The organism is Lacibacter sediminis, from assembly GCF_014168535.1.
Lineage (GTDB): Bacteria > Bacteroidota > Bacteroidia > Chitinophagales > Chitinophagaceae > Lacibacter > Lacibacter sediminis.
Genome location: NZ_CP060007.1, coordinates 4,516,034 through 4,536,028, shown reverse-complemented (window position 1 = coordinate 4,536,028; position 19,995 = coordinate 4,516,034). Strand labels below are relative to the sequence as shown.

16 protein-coding genes and 1 pseudogene are annotated in these 19,995 nt (G+C 40.6%); 13 read left to right on the top strand and 4 right to left on the bottom strand.

The window, feature by feature from the left end:
- Position 1 precedes the first annotated feature (1 nt).
- The 10 genes and pseudogenes from H4075_RS19285 (at position 2) to H4075_RS19240 (ending at position 8,474) form a co-directional block, all read left to right on the top strand.
- Positions 2-1,357 carry a peptidylprolyl isomerase gene (locus tag H4075_RS19285; RefSeq protein WP_182802452.1) on the top strand — a complete coding sequence of 452 codons (1,356 nt, stop codon included), beginning with the start codon at positions 2-4 and terminating at the stop codon, positions 1,355-1,357.
- An 82-nt stretch (positions 1,358-1,439) separates the two neighbouring features.
- On the top strand, positions 1,440-1,898 hold the full coding sequence (locus H4075_RS19280) for a MarR family winged helix-turn-helix transcriptional regulator (RefSeq protein WP_182802451.1): 459 nt from the start codon (positions 1,440-1,442) through the stop codon (positions 1,896-1,898).
- Positions 1,899-1,945: 47 nt separating this feature from the next.
- Positions 1,946-2,659, top strand: a complete 714-nt coding sequence (locus H4075_RS19275) for a pirin family protein (protein WP_182802450.1) — start codon at positions 1,946-1,948, stop codon at positions 2,657-2,659.
- 48 nt (positions 2,660-2,707) lie between these two features.
- Complete coding sequence (locus H4075_RS19270) at positions 2,708-3,229, top strand: YceI family protein (RefSeq protein ID WP_182802449.1); 522 nt, start codon at positions 2,708-2,710, stop codon at positions 3,227-3,229.
- Between the two features lie 43 nt (positions 3,230-3,272).
- A complete protein-coding gene (locus H4075_RS19265) occupies positions 3,273-4,133 on the top strand; it encodes a pirin family protein (protein ID WP_182802448.1) in 861 nt (286 codons plus the stop codon).
- A gap of 5 nt (positions 4,134-4,138) precedes the next feature.
- Entirely contained in the window at positions 4,139-4,519 is a 381-nt protein-coding gene (locus tag H4075_RS19260) for an OsmC family protein (RefSeq protein ID WP_182802447.1), read from the top strand.
- A gap of 5 nt (positions 4,520-4,524) precedes the next feature.
- Positions 4,525-5,235 carry a pirin family protein gene (locus H4075_RS19255; protein WP_182802446.1) on the top strand — a complete coding sequence of 237 codons (711 nt, stop codon included), beginning with the start codon at positions 4,525-4,527 and terminating at the stop codon, positions 5,233-5,235.
- A gap of 3 nt (positions 5,236-5,238) precedes the next feature.
- Positions 5,239-5,592: pseudogene (locus H4075_RS21835) on the top strand (NADPH-dependent FMN reductase); the annotation flags it as partial.
- Between the two features lie 284 nt (positions 5,593-5,876).
- The gene (locus tag H4075_RS19245) at positions 5,877-7,724 is read left to right on the top strand and encodes an amidophosphoribosyltransferase (RefSeq protein ID WP_182802444.1); all 1,848 of its coding nucleotides are present in this window, start codon (positions 5,877-5,879) and stop codon (positions 7,722-7,724) included.
- Positions 7,725-7,979: 255 nt separating this feature from the next.
- Entirely contained in the window at positions 7,980-8,474 is a 495-nt protein-coding gene (locus tag H4075_RS19240; RefSeq protein WP_182802443.1) for a SixA phosphatase family protein, read from the top strand.
- 3 nt (positions 8,475-8,477) lie between these two features.
- Here H4075_RS19240 and H4075_RS19235 read toward each other — a convergent pair whose 3' ends face one another.
- The 3 genes from H4075_RS19235 to H4075_RS19225 form a co-directional block, all read right to left on the bottom strand.
- Positions 8,478-8,876 carry a hypothetical protein gene (locus H4075_RS19235; protein WP_182802442.1) on the bottom strand — a complete coding sequence of 133 codons (399 nt, stop codon included), beginning with the start codon at positions 8,874-8,876 and terminating at the stop codon, positions 8,478-8,480.
- A gap of 124 nt (positions 8,877-9,000) precedes the next feature.
- The gene (locus H4075_RS19230) at positions 9,001-10,305 is read right to left on the bottom strand and encodes an amidohydrolase family protein (protein ID WP_182802441.1); all 1,305 of its coding nucleotides are present in this window, start codon (positions 10,303-10,305) and stop codon (positions 9,001-9,003) included.
- 11 nt (positions 10,306-10,316) lie between these two features.
- Positions 10,317-13,361: an amidohydrolase family protein gene (locus H4075_RS19225; RefSeq protein ID WP_182802440.1), complete on the bottom strand. Its 3,045-nt coding sequence runs from the start codon at positions 13,359-13,361 to the stop codon at positions 10,317-10,319.
- A 294-nt stretch (positions 13,362-13,655) separates the two neighbouring features.
- Here H4075_RS19225 and H4075_RS19220 point away from each other — a divergent pair, with 294 nt between their 5' ends.
- The 3 genes from H4075_RS19220 to H4075_RS19210 all read left to right on the top strand — a co-directional run bounded on the left by H4075_RS19220 (position 13,656) and on the right by H4075_RS19210 (position 18,323).
- Positions 13,656-17,087 carry a PAS domain S-box protein gene (locus H4075_RS19220; RefSeq protein WP_182802439.1) on the top strand — a complete coding sequence of 1,144 codons (3,432 nt, stop codon included), beginning with the start codon at positions 13,656-13,658 and terminating at the stop codon, positions 17,085-17,087.
- A 1-nt stretch (position 17,088) separates the two neighbouring features.
- Positions 17,089-17,724 carry a response regulator transcription factor gene (locus H4075_RS19215; RefSeq protein ID WP_182802438.1) on the top strand — a complete coding sequence of 212 codons (636 nt, stop codon included), beginning with the start codon at positions 17,089-17,091 and terminating at the stop codon, positions 17,722-17,724.
- 110 nt (positions 17,725-17,834) lie between these two features.
- Positions 17,835-18,323 carry an asparaginase domain-containing protein gene (locus H4075_RS19210; protein WP_182802437.1) on the top strand — a complete coding sequence of 163 codons (489 nt, stop codon included), beginning with the start codon at positions 17,835-17,837 and terminating at the stop codon, positions 18,321-18,323.
- A 33-nt stretch (positions 18,324-18,356) separates the two neighbouring features.
- On the opposite strand, the gene H4075_RS19205 is transcribed toward H4075_RS19210, so the two are convergent.
- Positions 18,357-19,967, bottom strand: a complete 1,611-nt coding sequence (locus H4075_RS19205) for an amidohydrolase (protein ID WP_182802436.1) — start codon at positions 19,965-19,967, stop codon at positions 18,357-18,359.
- Between the last annotated feature and the right edge of the window lie 28 nt (positions 19,968-19,995).

Genomic DNA, 19,995 nt, shown 5'->3' with positions numbered 1-19,995 from the left:
AATGAAAAAAATATTTACTGTAATTTCTTTATTGGCTGTTGTGTTTGTGCAGGCACAAACAAAGAAAATTGTTGCCGATAAGATCATTGGTGTTGTTGGGGATCGCATCATGCTGAAGTCGGATATCGACAACCAGATCAACGATGCGAAGAGTAAGGATTATGATCTGCCTCCTGATGCATCTTGTTATTTGATGCAACAGCTCATCATTAATAAAATGCTGGCTATCCAGGCTGAGAAAGATTCTCTTCCTGTGAGCGATGAAGAGATAGAGGCAGATGTTGATAATCGTATCCGTTATTTTATTCAGCAATACGGCTCAAAAGAAGTGATCGAACAGATCACCGGTAAAACTATTTACCAGTTCCGTGAAGAAATGCGTGAACCGATCAAAGAAAGTAAGCTGGCTACTGCAATGCGTGGCAAGATCGTTGAAAATGTAAAGATCACACCAACAGAAGTTAGAGCGTTCTTTAATAAGATACCGAAAGACAGTCTGGCATTTTACGAAACAGAATTGGAAATAGGAGAGATCGTTGTCTATCCAAAAGCCGGTCGTGAAATGGAAGAGTATGCACAGGAAGAGTTAAAAGAATTCAAGCGCCAGGTTGAAAGTGGATCAAAGAAAATGGAATTCCTTGCATCACAATACAGTGAAGATCCTGCTGCAAAAGAAAATGCAGGCTTGTATGTATTGAACAGAAACGATAATCAGTGGGACCCAACTTTCTTTAATACGGCTATGAGTTTAAAAGAAGGACAGGTATCAAGAGTTATTAAATCGAAATTCGGTTATCACATCATTCAATGTTTATCAAAAAATGGTGAAGAAGTAACTGTAAGACATATCCTGAAAATACCACGCATTAATGAACCGGATATTAAAGATGCCATCAATAAGCTTGACACTGTACGTTCTAAACTCATTGCCGGAACCATGAAGTTTGGTGAAGCAGTTGCCAAGTATTCTGATGAAGAAAATTCAAAGTTTACTGCCGGTATGATGCGTGGTAAAGACGGCACATCAATTATTTACATTGATGACCTGGATAAAGAAATGGTTCCTTTGCTGGAAAAATTAAAACCAGGTGAATTTGCGCAACCAACAGCTTTCACTGATCCACAGGGAAAGAAAGGTGTTCGTTTGATTTACCTCGTAAGCCGCACAGCTCCGCACAGAGAGAACATCGAAAATGATTACAGCAAAATTGCAGGCCGTGCATTAGAAGAAAAGAAAGAAAAAGAACTGCAAAAGTGGTTCATCAAGAATTCGAATACATTTTATGTGCAGATCGAAGATGAATACAAGGATTGTGCACCCATCAAAGCCATCCTCGGTAATACCGTAAAAAACTAAAGAAATTGTGAAAAAAGGCAATTGAATAAAATCGATTGCCTTTTTGTTTTGAAAATTGCATGTATGTACATACATTTGCATAGTGAAATTAGAACAAGCCATACAAAGTGTGAATTTTAAAGACGAAACCCACAAGGCAGGCCTCAATATCCTGTATACTGCCTGGTGGTTAAAGACATTGATGAGCAGGGAGTTGAAAAATTTTGGCTTAACACATGAACAATACAATGTGCTCCGGATTTTAAAAGGCAAGTCGCCTGATGATATGTGTGTGAAAGACATTGCAGGCCGGATGATCGAAAAAAGCTCAAATGTACCAAGGATCATTGATCGCCTGGTGCTGAAGAAGCTGGTGAAGCGGACAACTGATTTGAACGATAAACGTCATACGGTGATGTCGCTCACAGGAGCCGGGTTGAATATTCTGGAATTGAGTACACAGCGAATCAACAGCCTGTTTGAAGAAATGATTCAAATGAATGATGCTTCAGCGGCACAGTTGAACGATTTGCTGGAGCAGATCAGGGCAAAAGAAAGTTGATTTTTTTTAAACAAATGCATGTATGTACATGTAATAAAGGAATAGTTATGAAAGCAGTCTTACATAAAGCAGCAACAAGAGGCCACGCAAATCACGGCTGGCTCAATAGTTACCACAGTTTCAGCTTTGCAGGGTATTATAACCCTGAGCGGATACATTTCGGTGCATTGCGTGTACTGAATGATGATTCAGTAGCAGCAGGCATGGGCTTTGGTACACACCCACACGATAACATGGAAATTATTTCAATTCCGTTGAGTGGTGATTTGAAACATAAAGACAGTATGGGTAATGAAGCCATCATTAAGCAAGGCGATATCCAGGTGATGAGTGCAGGCACAGGTATTGCTCATAGTGAAATGAATGCCAACAAGGATAAAGAAGTAAAGTTCTTGCAGATATGGGTTTTCCCAAATAAGAAAAATGTGCAGCCCCGTTACGGACAGATCACATTGGATGAAAGTAAAATGAAAAATGATTTGCTGCAGGTGCTGAGCCCAAATGCAGATGATGAAGGTGTATGGATTCACCAGGATGCATGGTTCAGCCTTGGGAACCTTGATAAAGGCATTACAAAAGAACATAAACTCAAAGGAACAAACAGTGGTGTTTATGCTTTTGTACTGGAAGGCGATGTTACCATCAATGGCGAAGCGCTCAACAGGCGTGATGGTCTTGGTATCAGCGAAACAGATACACTCAATATTACTGCAGATTCTGATGCAAGATTATTGCTGATGGAAGTACCCATGCTCAACTAAAAGTCTAAGTCAACAATTTATAAAAACAAAAATCTAAACACAAACAAAATGGCAACGTACAAAATTGACGCATCGCACAGCGACATTATCTTCAAGGTAAAACACCTGATGATCACAACTGTAACAGGACAATTCAAAAGCTTTGATGCAACATTATCTGCTGATGCAGAAGATTTCAGTGATGCAGTAGTAACATTTACTGCAGATATCAATAGTGTTGATACACGCAGCGAACAAAGAGATACACACCTGAAGAGTGATGACTTCTTTGCTGCAGAAAAATATCCTGAGTTAAAGTTTGTTTCTACATCAGTTAGTAAAAAAGATGACGGACTGGTATTGAAAGGAGACCTTACTATCCGTGATGTAACCAAACCAGTTGAACTGAAAGCAGATTTCAATGGTGTAGTGGTTGACCCATGGGGACAAACAAAAGTAGGTTTTGAAGCAGAAGGAAAAATCAAACGTAAAGAATTCGGATTAGGTTGGGATGCAGTAACTGAAGCAGGTGGTGTTGTAGTAAGTGATGAGGTGAAACTTCAGTTCCATGTTCAGTTTGTAAAACAATAATGAAAACGGGTGGAACCCTGTTTTTGTAAAGCAATCGTAAAAAATGAAACAGATCAAGTATATCAGGAAAGCGGCTCCGCCGCATATGGTAGGAGATGGTTTTAAGGTGAGAACATTTATTTCGTCGGCAATGTGGAAAGACATGAGCCCTTTCCTGATGCTTGACTATATTGAACCGACAACTTACTTGCCAACTGAATATCCTCGTGGTGTAGATGTACATCCGCATAAAGGTTTTGAAACTGTAAGTATTTTATGGGATGGTGCTTTGGCACATGAAGACAGCAGTGGCGGTAAAGGCAAATTGTTCGCAGGTGATGTGCAATGGATGACGGCCGGCGCAGGAATCTTGCACAAAGAATTTCATGAAGAAGAATTCAGTAAAAAAGGTGGCCTATTGCATGGTGCCCAACTGTGGGTGAATTTGCCTGCAAAAGATAAATCAACTCCACCCGCTTACCAGGATATCCGTTCGAACAATATTCCCGAGATACAATTAGCAGATGACAAAGGCAAGATCAGGATTATCGCCGGTGAAATGAACGGTGTGAAAGGACCAGCTACTACATTCACCCGCATTAATATTTTTGATGCACATGCAAAAGCAGATGCTTCGTTCGATCTGAATGTGGTTGATGGGGACCATACAACTTTATTGGTCTTGAAAGGAACAGTGCTCATCAATGATGATAAAGTAGCACGTGAAGGTGAAATGCTGGTATTTGATAATAGTGGGGAAAAGATACACATTCAAACAAACAACGAAACGCACTTGTTACTCTTAAGTGGTGAACCAATTACGGAGCCCGTTGCAGCGTATGGTCCTTTTGTAATGAACACACAACAGGAAATTATGCAGGCGATCGATGATTATAATGCCGGTAAATTTGGGCATCTTAATTAAACAATATGATCAACTCAAGCATTGGCGCAGAAAAGTATAAAGTAACGCATAGCAATGGCCGTCATCAGTTTTATGCTGATGAGCCGGTTGAAAAGGGCGGAATGGATACTGCACCAACACCTGATGAGTTGTTAGAATCAGCATTGGGCAGTTGCACATTGGTTACCCTGCGGATGTATACCGATCATAAGCAATGGAATGTAGGAGCAATTGATCTATCAGTTTCGTTGAAGCGTGAAGAAGGTAAAACAATCATCACCCGGCAATTGAAATTTGAACATCAACTTTCAGATGAGCAAATGCAGCGACTGATACAGGTAGCAAAAAACTGTCCTGTATCAAAAACATTGGGAGCAGCATCAGAATTAAACGTACAGATCAACTAAGATACATGCAACACATTTTATTCAAAGGTTCGGAAAGAGGAGTGAAAGATATTGGCTGGTTGAAAAGCAATTTCACTTTTTCATTTTCATCGTACTATAATCCATCAAAAAACGGATTTGGTTTGTTGAAAGTGTTCAATGATGATTTTGTAGAAGCAGGTAAAGGCTTTGGAATACATCCTCATCAGAATATGGAGATCATCAGCATCATGCTGAACGGAAAGATGAATCACAAGGATAGTATGGGTTATGCCGATATAGTGGAAAAAGACTGGGTGCAGATCATGAGTGCGGGCAGCGGATTGCGACATGAAGAATACAACGTGGGAAGCGATGAAGTAAATTTTCTGCAGATATGGATTGAACCCAAACTGCAGAATATCAATCCCCGTTATCAGCGAAGGCATTTTCCAAAAGATAAACGAAAGAATAAATTGGTAACCGTGGTGAGCAATGAGGAAGGACAACAGCATTGCTGGATCAATCAGAATGCGAAACTCAGTCTCGGTTGGTTTGAAGCAGAGAAGTCGGTTACTTATCAGTTCAATCCTGTTAATAAAGGTATTTTTGTATTTCTGATGGAAGGCGAAGCCGAAGTAAACGGTATCAACATTGTCAAAAGGGATGCAGCCGGGTTTTGGGAAACCGACCAGCTGAGCCTTAAATTTATAAAAGAAACAGAGTTGATCATTATTGAATCACCAATCAATCATTAATAAATGAACATCGAAATAATATCAGGCAGTCCGAGAGAAAATAGTGTAACACATCGTGTTGCTTTGTTTCTTAAAAAACTGCTCAATGAAAAAACAGCGCATACTGTCAACATCATTGATGTAAAAGAATGGGATCTGCCGTTGCTCCAGAACGTATTTGTATCGGTTGATGCAACACCGGAAGAGTTTAAGCCATTAAGCAAACGAATGTTCGATGCACATGCATTCATACTCGTTACTCCTGAATATAATGGCAGCTATACGCCAGCCATGAAAAATGTGCTGGATCATTACCCAAAACAAAGCCATAAAGCATTTGGTATTGTTACAGCCAGCCCCGGAGTAATGGGCGGTATCCGGGCAACGCAGCAAATGCAGTTGCTGATCAATGCTTTATTTGGCATTGCCAGTCCGCATATGTTGGTAGTTGGGGGAGTAGATAAGAAATTCGACGAAGACGGAAACCTGCTCGATGAAGCTTATCAGAAAAATGTGGATGTATTTGTTCGGGAGTTTTTATGGTTGGCTGAAAGCCTTCATCCCGAATCAGTGCTTAATTAATGCAGTAATGTTGGCATTGATTCTTACCTTTGCGCCTTCATCGGCCAAGGGGGAACCGAGGTCGACTTCTCACAACTATCATGAGCGACGAAATAAAACACGAATGCGGCTTGGCCTTCATTCGTTTACGCAAACCCTTCTCTCATTACCAGAAACAATATGGCTCGGTGCTGTATGGCCTTAATAAGCTGTACCTGCTCATGGAAAAACAACACAACCGTGGACAGGATGGTGCCGGTATTGCTGCTGTTAAATTGGATGTAGAACCGGGTTATCCTTTTCTCCATCGGTTACGTAGCAGTGCCAATCAGCCCATAGCTGATCTGTTTTTTAAAGTGGGTCAGGAGATAGCTGAATTGGAAAAATATCAACCCGATATTAAGCAACACGCCGGGCTAATGAAGGGTCACCTTCCGTTTCTTGGTGAGTTGATGTTGGGCCACTTACGTTACGGTACACAGGGTAAAAACAATGTAGAGTTTTGCCATCCATTCATCAAACGCAATACAAACCCTGCCCGCAACCTTGCACTTGCAGGAAATTTTAACCTGGTAAATACAGATGAGCTTTTCGGCTTAGTGAATATTGATCCGGGTGAGTTTCAAAAACAAAGTGATCTGGCGGCAATGATGGAAGTAGTGCATCATTTTCTGGTAAAAGAAGATGAACTCAATCCTAACAATCCATCTTTATGCAATGTGTTGAAAAAAGCAACACCGTTGTTTGATGGTGGTTATACCATTGGTGCAATGACAGGTAATGGTGCAAGTTTTGTGATGCGTGATGCCCATGGTATTCGTCCTGCTTATTATTATGTAGATAACGAAGTGATTGTTGCAGCTAGTGAGCGTGCAGCAATCCGTACAACATTTAATGTTGGTGAAAATGAAGTGCTGGAATTAATGCCGGGGCAAGCGTTGATCGTTGAGCCGAACGGGCAATACCATATTGAACAGATACTCGAACCGAAAGAACGCAGGGCTTGTTCATTTGAGCGTATCTATTTCAGCCGAGGCAGTGATGAAAAGATTTATCGTGAACGTATCACACTTGGTCATAAACTCAGCAAGCGTATTCTTGAGCATATTGATTATGATTTGAAGAATACCATTTTCTCTTATATACCCAATACTGCTGAAGTCGCTTTTTATGGTTTGGTGAAAGGGATGGAAGAATATCTCAACCAGATCAAAGTGCAGCGTATCATGAGTTGGGGTAAAGATTTTGATGAAGAGAAGCTGAATGAAATGATCACACGTAAGATCAGGCAGGAAAAAATTGCGATCAAAGATGTGAAGCTGCGTACGTTTATTACAGAAGACAGCAGCCGTAATGAAATGGTGCAACATGTGTATGATATTACGTATGGTACTGTACAGAAAGGTGTTGATACATTGGTGGTGATCGATGACTCAATCGTACGTGGTACAACGTTGAAAGAAAGTATTGTACGTATGTTGGGTCGTCTTGGTCCAAAGAAGATCATCGTTGTATCAAGTGCACCGCAAATTCGCTATCCTGATTGTTATGGTATTGACATGAGTAAGCTCGGCGATTTTGTAGCTTTCCGTGCAGCGATTGAGTTACTGAAAGAGAAAGGAATGACGGATGTTATTGATGAAGCTCATACCACCATTAAGGAAATGCAACGCAATAATCAATTGCATACGGAGAATGTGGTTCGCCGGTTATATAAACCATTTACAACAGAAGAGATCAGCGATAAAATTGCACAACTCATCACACCAGCCGGATTTACAACTCCTGTACAGGTGATCTATCAGAACATTGAGGATCTGCATGCAAGTTGTCCTACCAACACAGGCGATTGGTATTTTACAGGTAATTATCCAACGCCGGGAGGTAACAGGGTATGTAACAAAGCGTTGCTCAATTATCTTGATGGAAAGAATGTACGTGGCTATTAAAAAAGAGCAGATGAAACAACTCTTTGGCTGAATTTTTGTTGTTTATTTTATACCCGTCTTTAAAATCTTAAATCAAACCGGGAAAATACTTTGTAAGAGAGCCATCTGATTATTCGGATGGTTTTTTTATTGGCAGCGATTGCTTATTTTCAATAACATGAATTACCCATAAGAATTATCGTAGGAACTTAGTCCGGCAATGATGATAATTTTTATGGTTAAACGATGTGTCTAAAATAAAATATAAGTGAACTCATGAAATCGCTCTTACTCATACGCCACGCAAAAAGCAGTTGGGACAATCCCACGCAAAACGATTTTGACCGGCCATTAAATGCAAGAGGCTTGAAAGATGCACCTATGATGGCGCAACGCCTCCTTGAGCGAAAAATAAAGATTGATGCATTCATCAGCAGCCCTGCAGTACGGGCAAAACAAACCTGCTCTCTTTTCATGCAAACGTTTAAGGTTGATGAAACAATTATGCAGCTTCAATCGCAACTCTACCTTGCAGCACCTGATGTGTTGATGCAAACTATAACAGGTATACCTGCTTCAATTTCATCAGCTGCTATCTTCTCGCATAACGATGGCATTACAGAATTTGCCAACACGCTCACGAATACCAGCGTTGATAATATGCCTACCTGTTCTGTTTTTGCAGTGAAGGCAGATATTGATAACTGGAAAGATTTTGCAAAAGCAAAGAAAGAGTTCTGGTTTTTTGATTATCCAAAACAGCAACTCTGATCGCTACAGTTTTGTAAACTGTAATTCCTGTGTAGGATTATTCCTGTCGTTATGGAACAGTACTTGTTTGGGGTTCAATAATTCATTGTGCCAAAGTTTGCTGATATATTCAAGTTCAAGCTCAGTAGAAGAAATATCCAGTTCAAATGTATCGCCCTGAGGATTTTCAGTCCATGTGCCGTTATAGGTAGTTACACCATCAGTTACCTGCATTGTTTTATCAGCATTGAACGTAAACTGCCAGCCTGTATAGAGATAGGTAATGTTGTTGCCATTGTTTCTTAATAAGGAGATACGCCAGGTTCCCTGTGTAAGAATGTTTTGCAGGGCCGGAGTGTCCTGTGGCTTACGGCAAGAGAAAACTGCCGTTAAGAGGAACAAACAAAATAAAAGCTTCTTCATAGTGGGTGTGGTTAGTTGTTTTGGTATTGTGAAGATATAAACGTTTTCTAAGTGTTTATACTTACGAAAGAAAAAAGGTTGCCGATTTACGGCAACCTTTTTTTATCAAGATCAGGAAAACGGGTTATTTGATGCCGTATTTGTATTTATAACGCTCATTCAGCTGTTTGTGCTTGTCATCAAGGCTTACCTGACGGCCCTGGATAAACGCATGGGTAATAATGCTTGATCTCATATCCAGAATATCACCTTCACTCACCACAATATTGGCATCTTTGCCCACTTCAAGCGAGCCGGTAATCTTGTCGATACCCAGAATTTTGGCTGCATTTAGTGTAATAGAACTTAATGCCTGCTCTTTCGTAATACCATAACCGGCAGCAGTGCCTGCATTGAAAGGCAGGTTACGACCACGTGTTGAACCATCTGTATCGTTGATGGCAAAGAGCACACCCGCATCCTGCAAATAGGTGGCTGATTTGTAAGGAAGATCAACATCATCATCAGGTGAGGTAGGTAATGCATGACGCTCAGCAAGGATCACTGCAATATTGTTCTGCTTCAGCAAGTCTGCAATTTGCCAGCTTTCGCTTCCACCAACGATCACTACATCAAACCCAAACTCTTTTGCAAAATCAATTGCCACCAGCATTTCTTTCACGATATCACAATGCACAAACAACTTTTGCTTTTTTTCAAACAAAGCTTTGGTTGCTTCAAACTTTAAATTGGTTTTTGCATGTGTTGGTTCTTTGTGATATGCTTTTGCTTCACGGAAAAATCCTTTGATCTCTTCTATGCGACCCAGCGCTTCTTTCACCTGGTCAGCAGTGCTTCTTTGTTCTGTTTGACCAAGAAATGCAGCAAAACGACTTGGGCGTGGTAACAAATTTGGCATGTTCATGTGCATTTGTCCATCGGCTTTGTAAGTAGCGTCCTCCCAATTCCACGCATCTAACTGCACAACAGATGAAGTGCCGCTGATGGTGCCGCCTTGTGGTACAACATTCGCAAATAAAATACCGTTGCTGCGAAGTGTAGCGATCACTTTTGAATCGGTATTGTAAGCAACAATTGAACGGATATTTGAGTTGTATAAACCAAGTTCTGTATGGTCAATGGTTGCTCTTACACTGCTTATTTCTGCTAAACCTAATTGTGACGCAGACAAAATAAGACCCGGGTAAATATGCTTGCCTTTCGCATCAATCACTTTACCGGCTGCGGTTACAGATTGACCAACAGCTTTGATCTTCCCATTCTCAAATGTGATCGATCCATTTGTGATCACCGTTCCGTTACCCACATGAATAGTAGCATTTGTAAGGGTGATCGTTTCTGATTGTGCTTTTGCGGGGTAAACTGTTTCCTGCGCAACTGCAAGAATGCTTACGAACAAAAGTTGTATACTGAATATTAATTTCTTCATTGTCGTAAATTTTATTGGTTGCTGTTTTGATCAACATCGTCTGCATCAATTACCAGTAAACCATGATTGTGATAATGATCAGTGCAAGTGTGCATGATTTCCATGCTTGGGCTGAATGGAACTGTTGGTCCACCCATTCTTTTTTCGCCGATCATTTTCGCCATCAGTCTTGCACGTTCTTTGGCAATATCCAAACGTAGTTGTTTGTCTTTTTCACGATCATAATAAACAATACCATCTACAATTGTTTTTTCAGCTTTTGCATAAATGCTCAGCGGATGATCGCTCCATACAACAACGTCAGCATCTTTACCAACTTTAATGCTGCCAACCTTGTCATCAACATGCAACATCTTGGCAGGATTAAGTGTAACCATCTTCAAGGCATCTTCTTCACTCATGCCGCCATACTTTACACTCTTTGCTGCTTCATGATTTAAGTGACGGGCCATTTCTGCATCATCAGAATTAATGGCAACATTTACACCCACTTTTTGCATGATGGTAGCATTCTGTGGAATAGCATCGAGCACTTCCATTTTATAGTTCCACCAATCGCTGAAGGTAGATGCAGCAGCTCCGTGTTCTTTCATTTTATCTGCTACTTTAAAACCTTCAAGAATATGTGTAAAGGTGTTGAGTGTAAAACCAAAACGATCAGCTACACGGATCATATCCGTGATCTCACTTTGCACATAAGAGTGACAAGTGATAAAGCGTTTTTTGTTCATGATCTCAACCAATGCATCCAATTCAAGATCACGACGTGGCGCAACCGCTTTAGCGTTTTTCTTCTTCTCTTCATCATACTTCTTCCAGCCTGCTTCGTAATCTTTTGCACGTGTAAACGCATCGATCAACACCTGGCTTACACCCATACGTGAATCGGGGAAACGATTGTTTTGTTGCGAGCCTGAACGTTTTACGTTTTCACCCAATGCAAACTTGATAAAGCCTGGCCAGTTCTGGAATTTCAAACCTTCATCATTTGCACCCCAACGGAGTTTAATGAGTTGTGTTTGTCCGCCAATGGTATTAGCCGAACCATGCAGAATATGTGATGATGTAACACCACCACTCAACTGGCGATAGATATTGATATCTTCAGGATTAAGGTTGTCAGTAATACGCACTTCCGATGTTACACTTTGTCCACCTTCATTAATTGAAGCTGCTGCAATATGCGAGTGTTCATCAATGATACCTGCAGTAACATGTTTGCCTGTTCCATCAATTACTTTCGCACCTGCATCGCTGAGATTTTTACCTACCGCTGTAATTTTTCCTCCTTTGATCAATACATCTGCGTTTTGTAAAACACCTTCTTTCTCGTTGGTCCATACAGTTGCGTTCTTGATCAAAATGGTTTCCTGCTTTGGCATTTCTGTAAAACCATAACCATTGAACGGGTAGGGAACAGCACCAAGTTTAGGTGCCATTTTTGGTCGGGTTGTATCAGCTTTTGTAACTGTTTCTTTGCTGTAAGCAGCTGTCCAGGTAAATCGGTTGCCATTAGCATCATCACCAACACCGCTCCAGAGATTATCGTTTGCAATACCACTTAAACGGATATTGTTGCGGCTGCCTTTTGCTTCAGGGAAATTCAGTTTCACCTGTTTGCCATCAAACGTAAAACGGCCGGTTAGTGTATCTTTTCCAATAACTGTTGCAGTGCTGCTGTTCTTAACATCAAGCGTATAATTCTTTGCTCCACCAGGTGTGTTAACGGTTAAATTGTAGATGCCTTTTATCTCATTCCACATTTCTTCTTTCACTGCATATTTTTCACCTTGCACCCAGTTTTGATAGATCACTGTTTTTTCGGAGAAGATAGGGCCTGATGTAATCAGGAAGTTGGCAACTTTACCGGCATCAATACTACCCACCATATCATACACACCTAAAATGTTTGCAGGAATTTTTGTTAGCGCTTCTAATGCTTTGGCTTCGCTTAAACCATATTCCATTGCTTTGCGAAGATTGGTTAAGAACTGGCGTGCATCACGCAGATCAGATGTAGTTAAGCAAAAGTTGATACCTGCTTTTTCAAACATTGCTGCATTTGCCGGAGCCATTTCCCAATGCTTCATATCACTCAACGAAACAAAACGTGCATCATGTGGATCTTCAATATCCATTGCAGTGGGATAATTAAGTGGCAGAATGAATGTTGCTTTTGTGCCAGCCATTTCATTAATGCGTTGGTATTCGTTACCACCGGCTTTTATGATATACTGCACGCCAAACTCATCACCAATTTTATCGGCACGAACAACGGCCCATTTATCATTGGCTTCAAATATCTGCGGCAGGTTCTGATGTTCATTCCAAAAACGCAGCGAAAGGTTCACACCTTCAGCTAATGGGTTATTCTTATACCACTGTGCATCTAAATAAGTTTGACGCAACAAGGAAATAGAACCCATGATCGAAGCGGGATAAGATTGAGTAGATGTTCCCTTACTGAAAGAATAATGAGCAGAAGCTTTTTCTTTCAGGATCGCTTTGTTGTCTTTCGCATCAGCTAAGGATACAAAAACACCTGTGCCTCTGGCAATACCATCACGTTGGTGTGCAAGTACAGAGCCAAAGCCATTATCACGTAAAGCTTTTCCTTTTACATTATCGCCGGTGAAAATGCGTACACCCTGCACATCGGTGCGGATGGCTTGGTTCCAGCCATAAGCTCCTTTTTGGTTAGAAGTGATTTGAGCTGGTGCATTAAAGTTGAACCCGCCTTGCGTACGCTGAGGAGTTGGCATACCATAATCGGCATAGGCATCAATAAAGGAAGGGTAAATGTATTTCCCTTTACAATCGATCACCACGGCATCGGCAGGTACGCTTACATTAGTGCCAACGGACACAATACGTCCGTCTTTGATCACTAAAGTGGCATTGCTGATGGTAGTGGCTGCATCTTTTACTATGGTTGCATTGGTAAATGCATAAAGGCCGCTGCGGGGGTCGGCTACGCCATTTACAGGAAACGTTTCCTGTGCCCTGGCTACTGTGGTAAACAGTAACAGCCAGGCGAAAAGGACTGATCTTCTCATGCTGTAGTTGATTTATTTTAATTGAAGGGCTTAAGGTAAGGGAAAATACAAATTGAGGTTATAAGATTGGATGAATGGAAACATAGCTTTTTCTGTGCCACCAAATGTTTTGCACCAACGGGCAAAACATTATTTCAACAGAAAGGATTTTTATATTAATTTTTACTTGAATATACTATTAGCGCTTGTAGTGTAATTAGTACAGTTAGTTTAAAGTTTACCGCTTTCTAAATACATTTTGTACTACAAATGCCATAAGTGTTTTAAATTACTTTTGTTACGCATCCAATATTAATGAATAGTATCGCCCTTATACCCGAATCCTTCGAACTTAGCCAGCAACTTTACTATGTGCTGGTGAAGCCTGATGGGTATTATGCTGGAGGAAATCCTCACTTTTTCAGCCGGTTTGGATTGAACGAAGAGAAAATTACGACCATTCATTCGTATGAAACTATTCATCCGGATGATCATGTTGCTTATACAGCAGCTATAAAGGCTTGTTCGAAAGAACCCGGAAAAATAGTTCCTGTTGATTTGCGAAAATCAGAATCAAAGGGCAGCTATATTTCAACAAGATGGGAGCTTTCCTGCATTGAAGGCAATAATGCAGAAGATTATTATATACAATGTATTGGCCTTGATATGGTACAAGTTGCTGATGGTAATGAGCATGTTTCTGTTACGAGTGAAGTAACCAGTAAAGAAAGAATGCTTGAGCAGTTGTTATCTAACAGTGTTGATGTGTTTTTTCTTACAGACGAACAGAATAATGTAATTTATTGCTCACCGAACGTAACAAAAGTAATGGGTTACGAGCCGGCCGAACTGATTGGAGAGAATGGGTTTTCTTACGTGCATCCGGATGATCTTGAACTCGCCATAAACACATTTAAACAGGAGTTTGAACAACCTGATCAGAACCGTTCTGTCGACATTCGTTTCCGTAAAAAAGATGGCAGTTGGTTATGGACAGAAGCAAAAGGGAAAAGCCTCTTTCATAATCCGCATATTGGTGCCATGCTCATTAACCTCAATGATATTTCATTGCGAAAACAATGGGAAGAAACGCTGAGGGAAAGTGAGAACAGGTATAAATCTTTTTTTGATCATTTACCCCTTCCTCTGTTTGTGATCAGTAATGATCATAAAACAATACTTGATATAAACCAATTTGCGGTTGAGCGTTATGGTTACACAAAAGAGGAATTTTTGGCGATCAGCTTATGTAAGATCTTTGATAAACCGGTTAAATGCGAGCATTTGTATGACCTTTATAAAAGTGGTCAACCAGTTGAACACCGCACAAAAAGCGGAGAAATATTACTGGTAACAATTGCCCGACATGAGATCGTTCATTCAAATTTGAACGGGTATCTGTTACAGATCAGTGATATCACAGAATCGTACCGCACCAACCGTGAAAATGAATTGGGCTTTGATATTTCGGAGATCCTTATCCAACCCAATCCATTAAATGAAAATCTGAAACTTGCTTTAAATAAGTTAAGGTCGTTTACAGGTTGGGAGCTTGCAGAAATATGGGTACCCGGCTTCGATGCTGTTTACCTGCACAATCAGGTGTCTGATTTTGACGCCACAGATCCTGACTTAGTCGCTTTTTCTAAAACAACGGGTGACCATGTTTACCTGTTGAGTGATTATGCTTCAAACGATATAACCATTTCAAAGAAGCCTTTTTGGATCGAGGACATTGCAGCAAGTGAATTTGAATTTAAACGGAAGGATGCTGCTATCAGGGTTGGTTTTCAATCAGCATTGGCAGTGCCTGTCATGAGTGAAAGCAATCTTGTTTGTTGTTTATTCTTCTTAAACAGGCAGCAGAAGAAAATTAACCGCAATGATATAAATCTCATCAGCATACAAAGCAAATTGTTTGGTGCCGAAATAACCAAGCGTAAGAACAATTTGATGCTTGATCAGTTTTTTCTCATCAGCAGAGATATTCTTACAATTGCGGGTATTGATGGCCGATATAAACGTGTAAACCCTGCCTTTGAAGCCTTTAGTGGTTACACGGCAGAAGAAGCAACTGAAATTCATCCACTGAGCTATGTGCATGATTATGATAAACCGGCTGTGCTTGAAAAATTAAATGAGTTAAGCTGCGGTGTTGTGATCCCTTATTTTGAAAACCGAATTGTTACAAAAACGGGCCAAACAAAATGGATTGCATGGACTGCCACACCATTGTTGAGCGAAGGAATCATCATAGCATCGCACCGTGACATTACTGCACAAAAGGAAGCAGCAGAAGCTCTTAAGATCAGTAATGAACGTTACGAGTTTATCAAGAACGCAGCAAACGAAGCCATCTGGGATTATGATCTGCTTACAAAAACTATTATTCGCAGTAACAGTTATAAAGTGTTGTTTGGCTACGATACAGATAATGAACATTCAAACCTTCATTTCTGGGAATCGAAACTGCATCCGGAAGATAAGGAACGTGTGATGCGTGAATTACATGCATTCTTAAGCCAGACATACACACGCCTATGGCATTGTGAATATCGTTTTCAAAAAAGTGATGGTACCTATGCATTTGTAGCAGACAAAGGTTATCTGATCACAGACAAAGACCAACTGCCGATCAGGCTGGTTGGTACCATGCAGGACGTTACAGAGCAAAGAGAATTTGCAGAAAAACTCAAGATCAGTAATGAGCGCTATGAGTTGGTAACAAAAGCAACCAATGAAGCTATTTGGGATCTTGATCTTGAACAAAATAATATGACCTGGAGTGAAGGTTATCGCATACTGTTTGGTCATGGTTTTGAAGATGCCGATCAGGGATTGGATTTCTGGGAAAGCAATATTCATTATGATGAACGGATAATGGTGATCGATAGTTTTAATTCGTTTCTGCAACAACATACAACACCGCATTGGGAATGCGAGTATCGTTTTCGTCGTAAAGATGGATCGTATGCCAATGTGCTCGACAAAGGTTACATGATCTTTAACAACAAAGGGAAGCCGGTGCGTATTGTTGGTGCCATGCGTGATATAACAGAGCGTAAAAAACTCGAAAAAGAATTGATGCTGAAAGAACGCAGCCGTCAGTTTCAGATAGCCCAGGCAGCAGTTTTTGCTCAGGAAAAAGAAAGAGCAGAGATAGGCAAGGAGTTGCATGATAATATTGGCCAGCTGTTAACTACAACAAAGTTGTATTTAGAGATGATGAAGTTGAAACAAGCCGATCCAACTGAATTGATCGATCGTGGAACGAAGCATATCAATACCATTATCACCGAAGTAAGAAACCTTTCACGTTCATTGGTTCCTTCAAGCATCAATGATCTTGGTTTAATAGCTTCAGTAAACGATTTAATAGAAAGCTTCCGTGCGTTGGGCAGTTTCGACATTCGTTTTTTTGCAACCAATACCATTGAAGAGCGGATCGACAATACAATCAAACTAACCATCTACCGCATTTTACAGGAGCAACTGAACAACATTGTTCGTCATGCAGAAGCAAAGAACGTGATGGTGGAAATGTTCCAGGAAGACAACAAGGTTTATCTCTTTATTGCGGATGATGGTAGTGGGTTCGACTTGCAAACAGTAAAAAGGGGCCAGGGCCTCATGAATATAAAAAGCCGTGCTGAGTTACAGGAAGGATCAGTGGAGATCCTTACAAATCCCGGACATGGTTGCAAATTAGTTATTCAAATTCCTATTAATATTTTAAAAACTACATGAAATGGAAAAGATTACAGTTTTAATTGCCGACGATCACAAGTTGATCCGTGAAACCTGGAGTTTTATTTTGAATAGTGATCCACGCTTTACTGTAATTGCACAGTGCAGTAATGGTGAGGAAGCTATTGAAATGGCTCAGAAATTACGTCCGAAAATTGCTTTGTTAGATATTAACATGGCGCCCATGAATGGTATTGAAGCAACGGAACAGATCCGTAAGTTCTCACCTTCAACAAAAATTATTGGTGTATCCATGCACTCTCAACCCGCTTACGTAAAAAAATTGTTGAAGCTTGGTGCAATGGGTTATGTAACTAAAAACTCTCCGCAGCAGGAAATGTTTGATGCTATTGCAGCCGTGCATGAAGGCAAGCGTTATATCTGCGCCGAAGTAAAAACAATTTTAAGTGAGCAAATCTTTGAAGAAGAAAGCACAGGTGCAAACACGCTTTCAACCCGTGAACTGGATGTAATTAAATACATCAAACAGGGTATGTCTTCAAAAGAGATTTCAGGTGAGTTGAACATTTCACTCAAAACAGTGGAAGTACACCGCCACAATATCCTTAAGAAATTAAACTTGAAAAACAGTGCAGCGTTGGTGAACTATATTAACTCTTCAGGTTTAGTAATCTGATGATTGCTACTGATTATGACTCTGGGGCGCTATAGGCGCCCCTTTTTTTATTGCAATGCAAGCATAGTTTCTTTTTCTTTGCAGATATTCCCACCATTAAACAACTTGTCATGGCAGTTCGCATTTTTATTACCGGAGGTACATTCGACAAAGAATACAATGAAATTACCGGTCAGCTTTATTTCAAAGACACACATATGCATGATCTGTTGGAGATGGGCCGTTCGCATGTGCCTGTTGAGATACGAACACTCATGATGATCGATAGTCTTGAAATGACTGCCGAGGACCGTGAACTTATCGTTCATCAATGTATTCAATGCGATGAAGACAAAATAGTGATCACACACGGTACCGATACCATGAGCGATACAGCAAAAATTCTTGCACAAAAAATTACCGATAAAACGATCGTACTTACGGGTGCCATGATTCCCATTAAGTTTGGTAGTAGCGACGGCCTCTTTAACCTTGGCAGTGCATTGGCTTTTGCACAAACATTACCACACGGCGTTTATGTTGCTATGAACGGCCGTTACTTTCATTCGGATAATGTACGCAAGAACAAGCAAACAGGAATGTTTGAAGAAGTGAAATAACTTTTCACCAACACAAATTTAGCTAAACTCCGTTTACTCTTTTTTCTCCAATGTAGGATAAGTGATACCCAATTGTTCTAAATAGGTATTGTATTTGGAAGGATCATAATAATATTTCTTCAACTGAGGTCTGAATTGTTCCATGATCTTTGTATTGAGAAAAGTTGCAGGAGGGGTATTTTTCTCAACAAACGGAATATACTTCACATCCTTCGTTTGCACATTGTTGTGATAATCCCATGCATCAGCAATGATCTTTGGATTGGTGAGCATATCAATTAAGGTTGATGCAAGTACTTTACTTCCACTCACTACACCTTTGTGTGCAATAGGAGTTGCCATAGCAATACCATCGGCCCAGTTATGGCCAGGTGTGCCGGGAATGTTAGAAGGATAACGTAATACAACAGTAGGCACATTCCATGCAATATCAGCAATATCATCGCTGCCTGCTCCCCATGAGAATTGTACAGGACCGTTTAATGTATCAAGTTTTGTAGCCAGTCCGTCAATTGTGTTTCCACGTTGATCTTTCTTTGGTGCATTCACTAATTTTTGTACAGCTCTTGCCAATGCCTGATCATCATTACTCCATACAGGCAACCCGACTGTTTTAATATTTTTATACATCGCTTCAGCAATTGATTTGTTGAAATGACCGGGCCATGCGGTGCCGAGTAAACGATGCTTAACAGTTGTATTCGTCATCATGGCCGCACCATTTGCAATGCGGATGCCATCATCATACATGGCTTTAATATCTTCATAAGTTCGTTCACGGAAGTAATACCATACTGCTGCTTTTGATGGAACAACATTCGGCTGATCGCCACCGTCAGTAACTACATAGTGCGAACGTTGCGTTGGTTTCAAATGCTCACGCTTGTAGTTCCAGCCAATATTCATCAACTCCACAGCATCCAATGCACTCTTACCACGCCATGGCGCACCGGCAGAATGTGCAGAGCTTCCTTCAAACAAAAACTCAACTGATACTAAACCGTTATTACCTGCATCGCCCCAACTCACTCCTAAATTATTTCCTACATGTGTAAAGATGCAGGCGTCCACATTTTTAAATAATCCATCACGGATATACCAGGCTTTGCTTCCAACCAATTCTTCCGCAATGCCGGGCCAAATCATTAATGTGCCCGGTAATTTTTCACGCTCCATAATTTTCTTTACTTCAATAGCTGAAAGAATCACCAATGGTAAACCTGAGTTATGTCCTTCGCCATGTCCCGGTGCATCTTCCACAATCGGACTTTTATATGCCACACCCGGTTTTTGCGAAGCTTTGGGAATACAGTCAACATCACTACCTAATGCAATAAACGGTTTGCCGTTTCCCCATTTTGCGATCCATGCAGTGGGCATGCCTGAAACGCCACGTTCAATGGTAAAACCATTCTGCTCTAAAATTTTTGTGAGATAAGCACTTGTTTCTGTTTCATGAAATCCAAGCTCAGCAAAGCTGAATACCATATCCACCATAACCTGTGCATCTTTTGCTTTACTGTCAACAGATGCGATCACTTCTTTTTTCCATGCTTCTGTTTTGGATGAAGGAACAGGTTTGGTTTGCGCTGTTAATGTTGAAGTAAATAAAAGCGATAGAAAGCCGGCAAATATTGTTCTCATGCTGATTGGTTTTGGTATGATGAAGTAT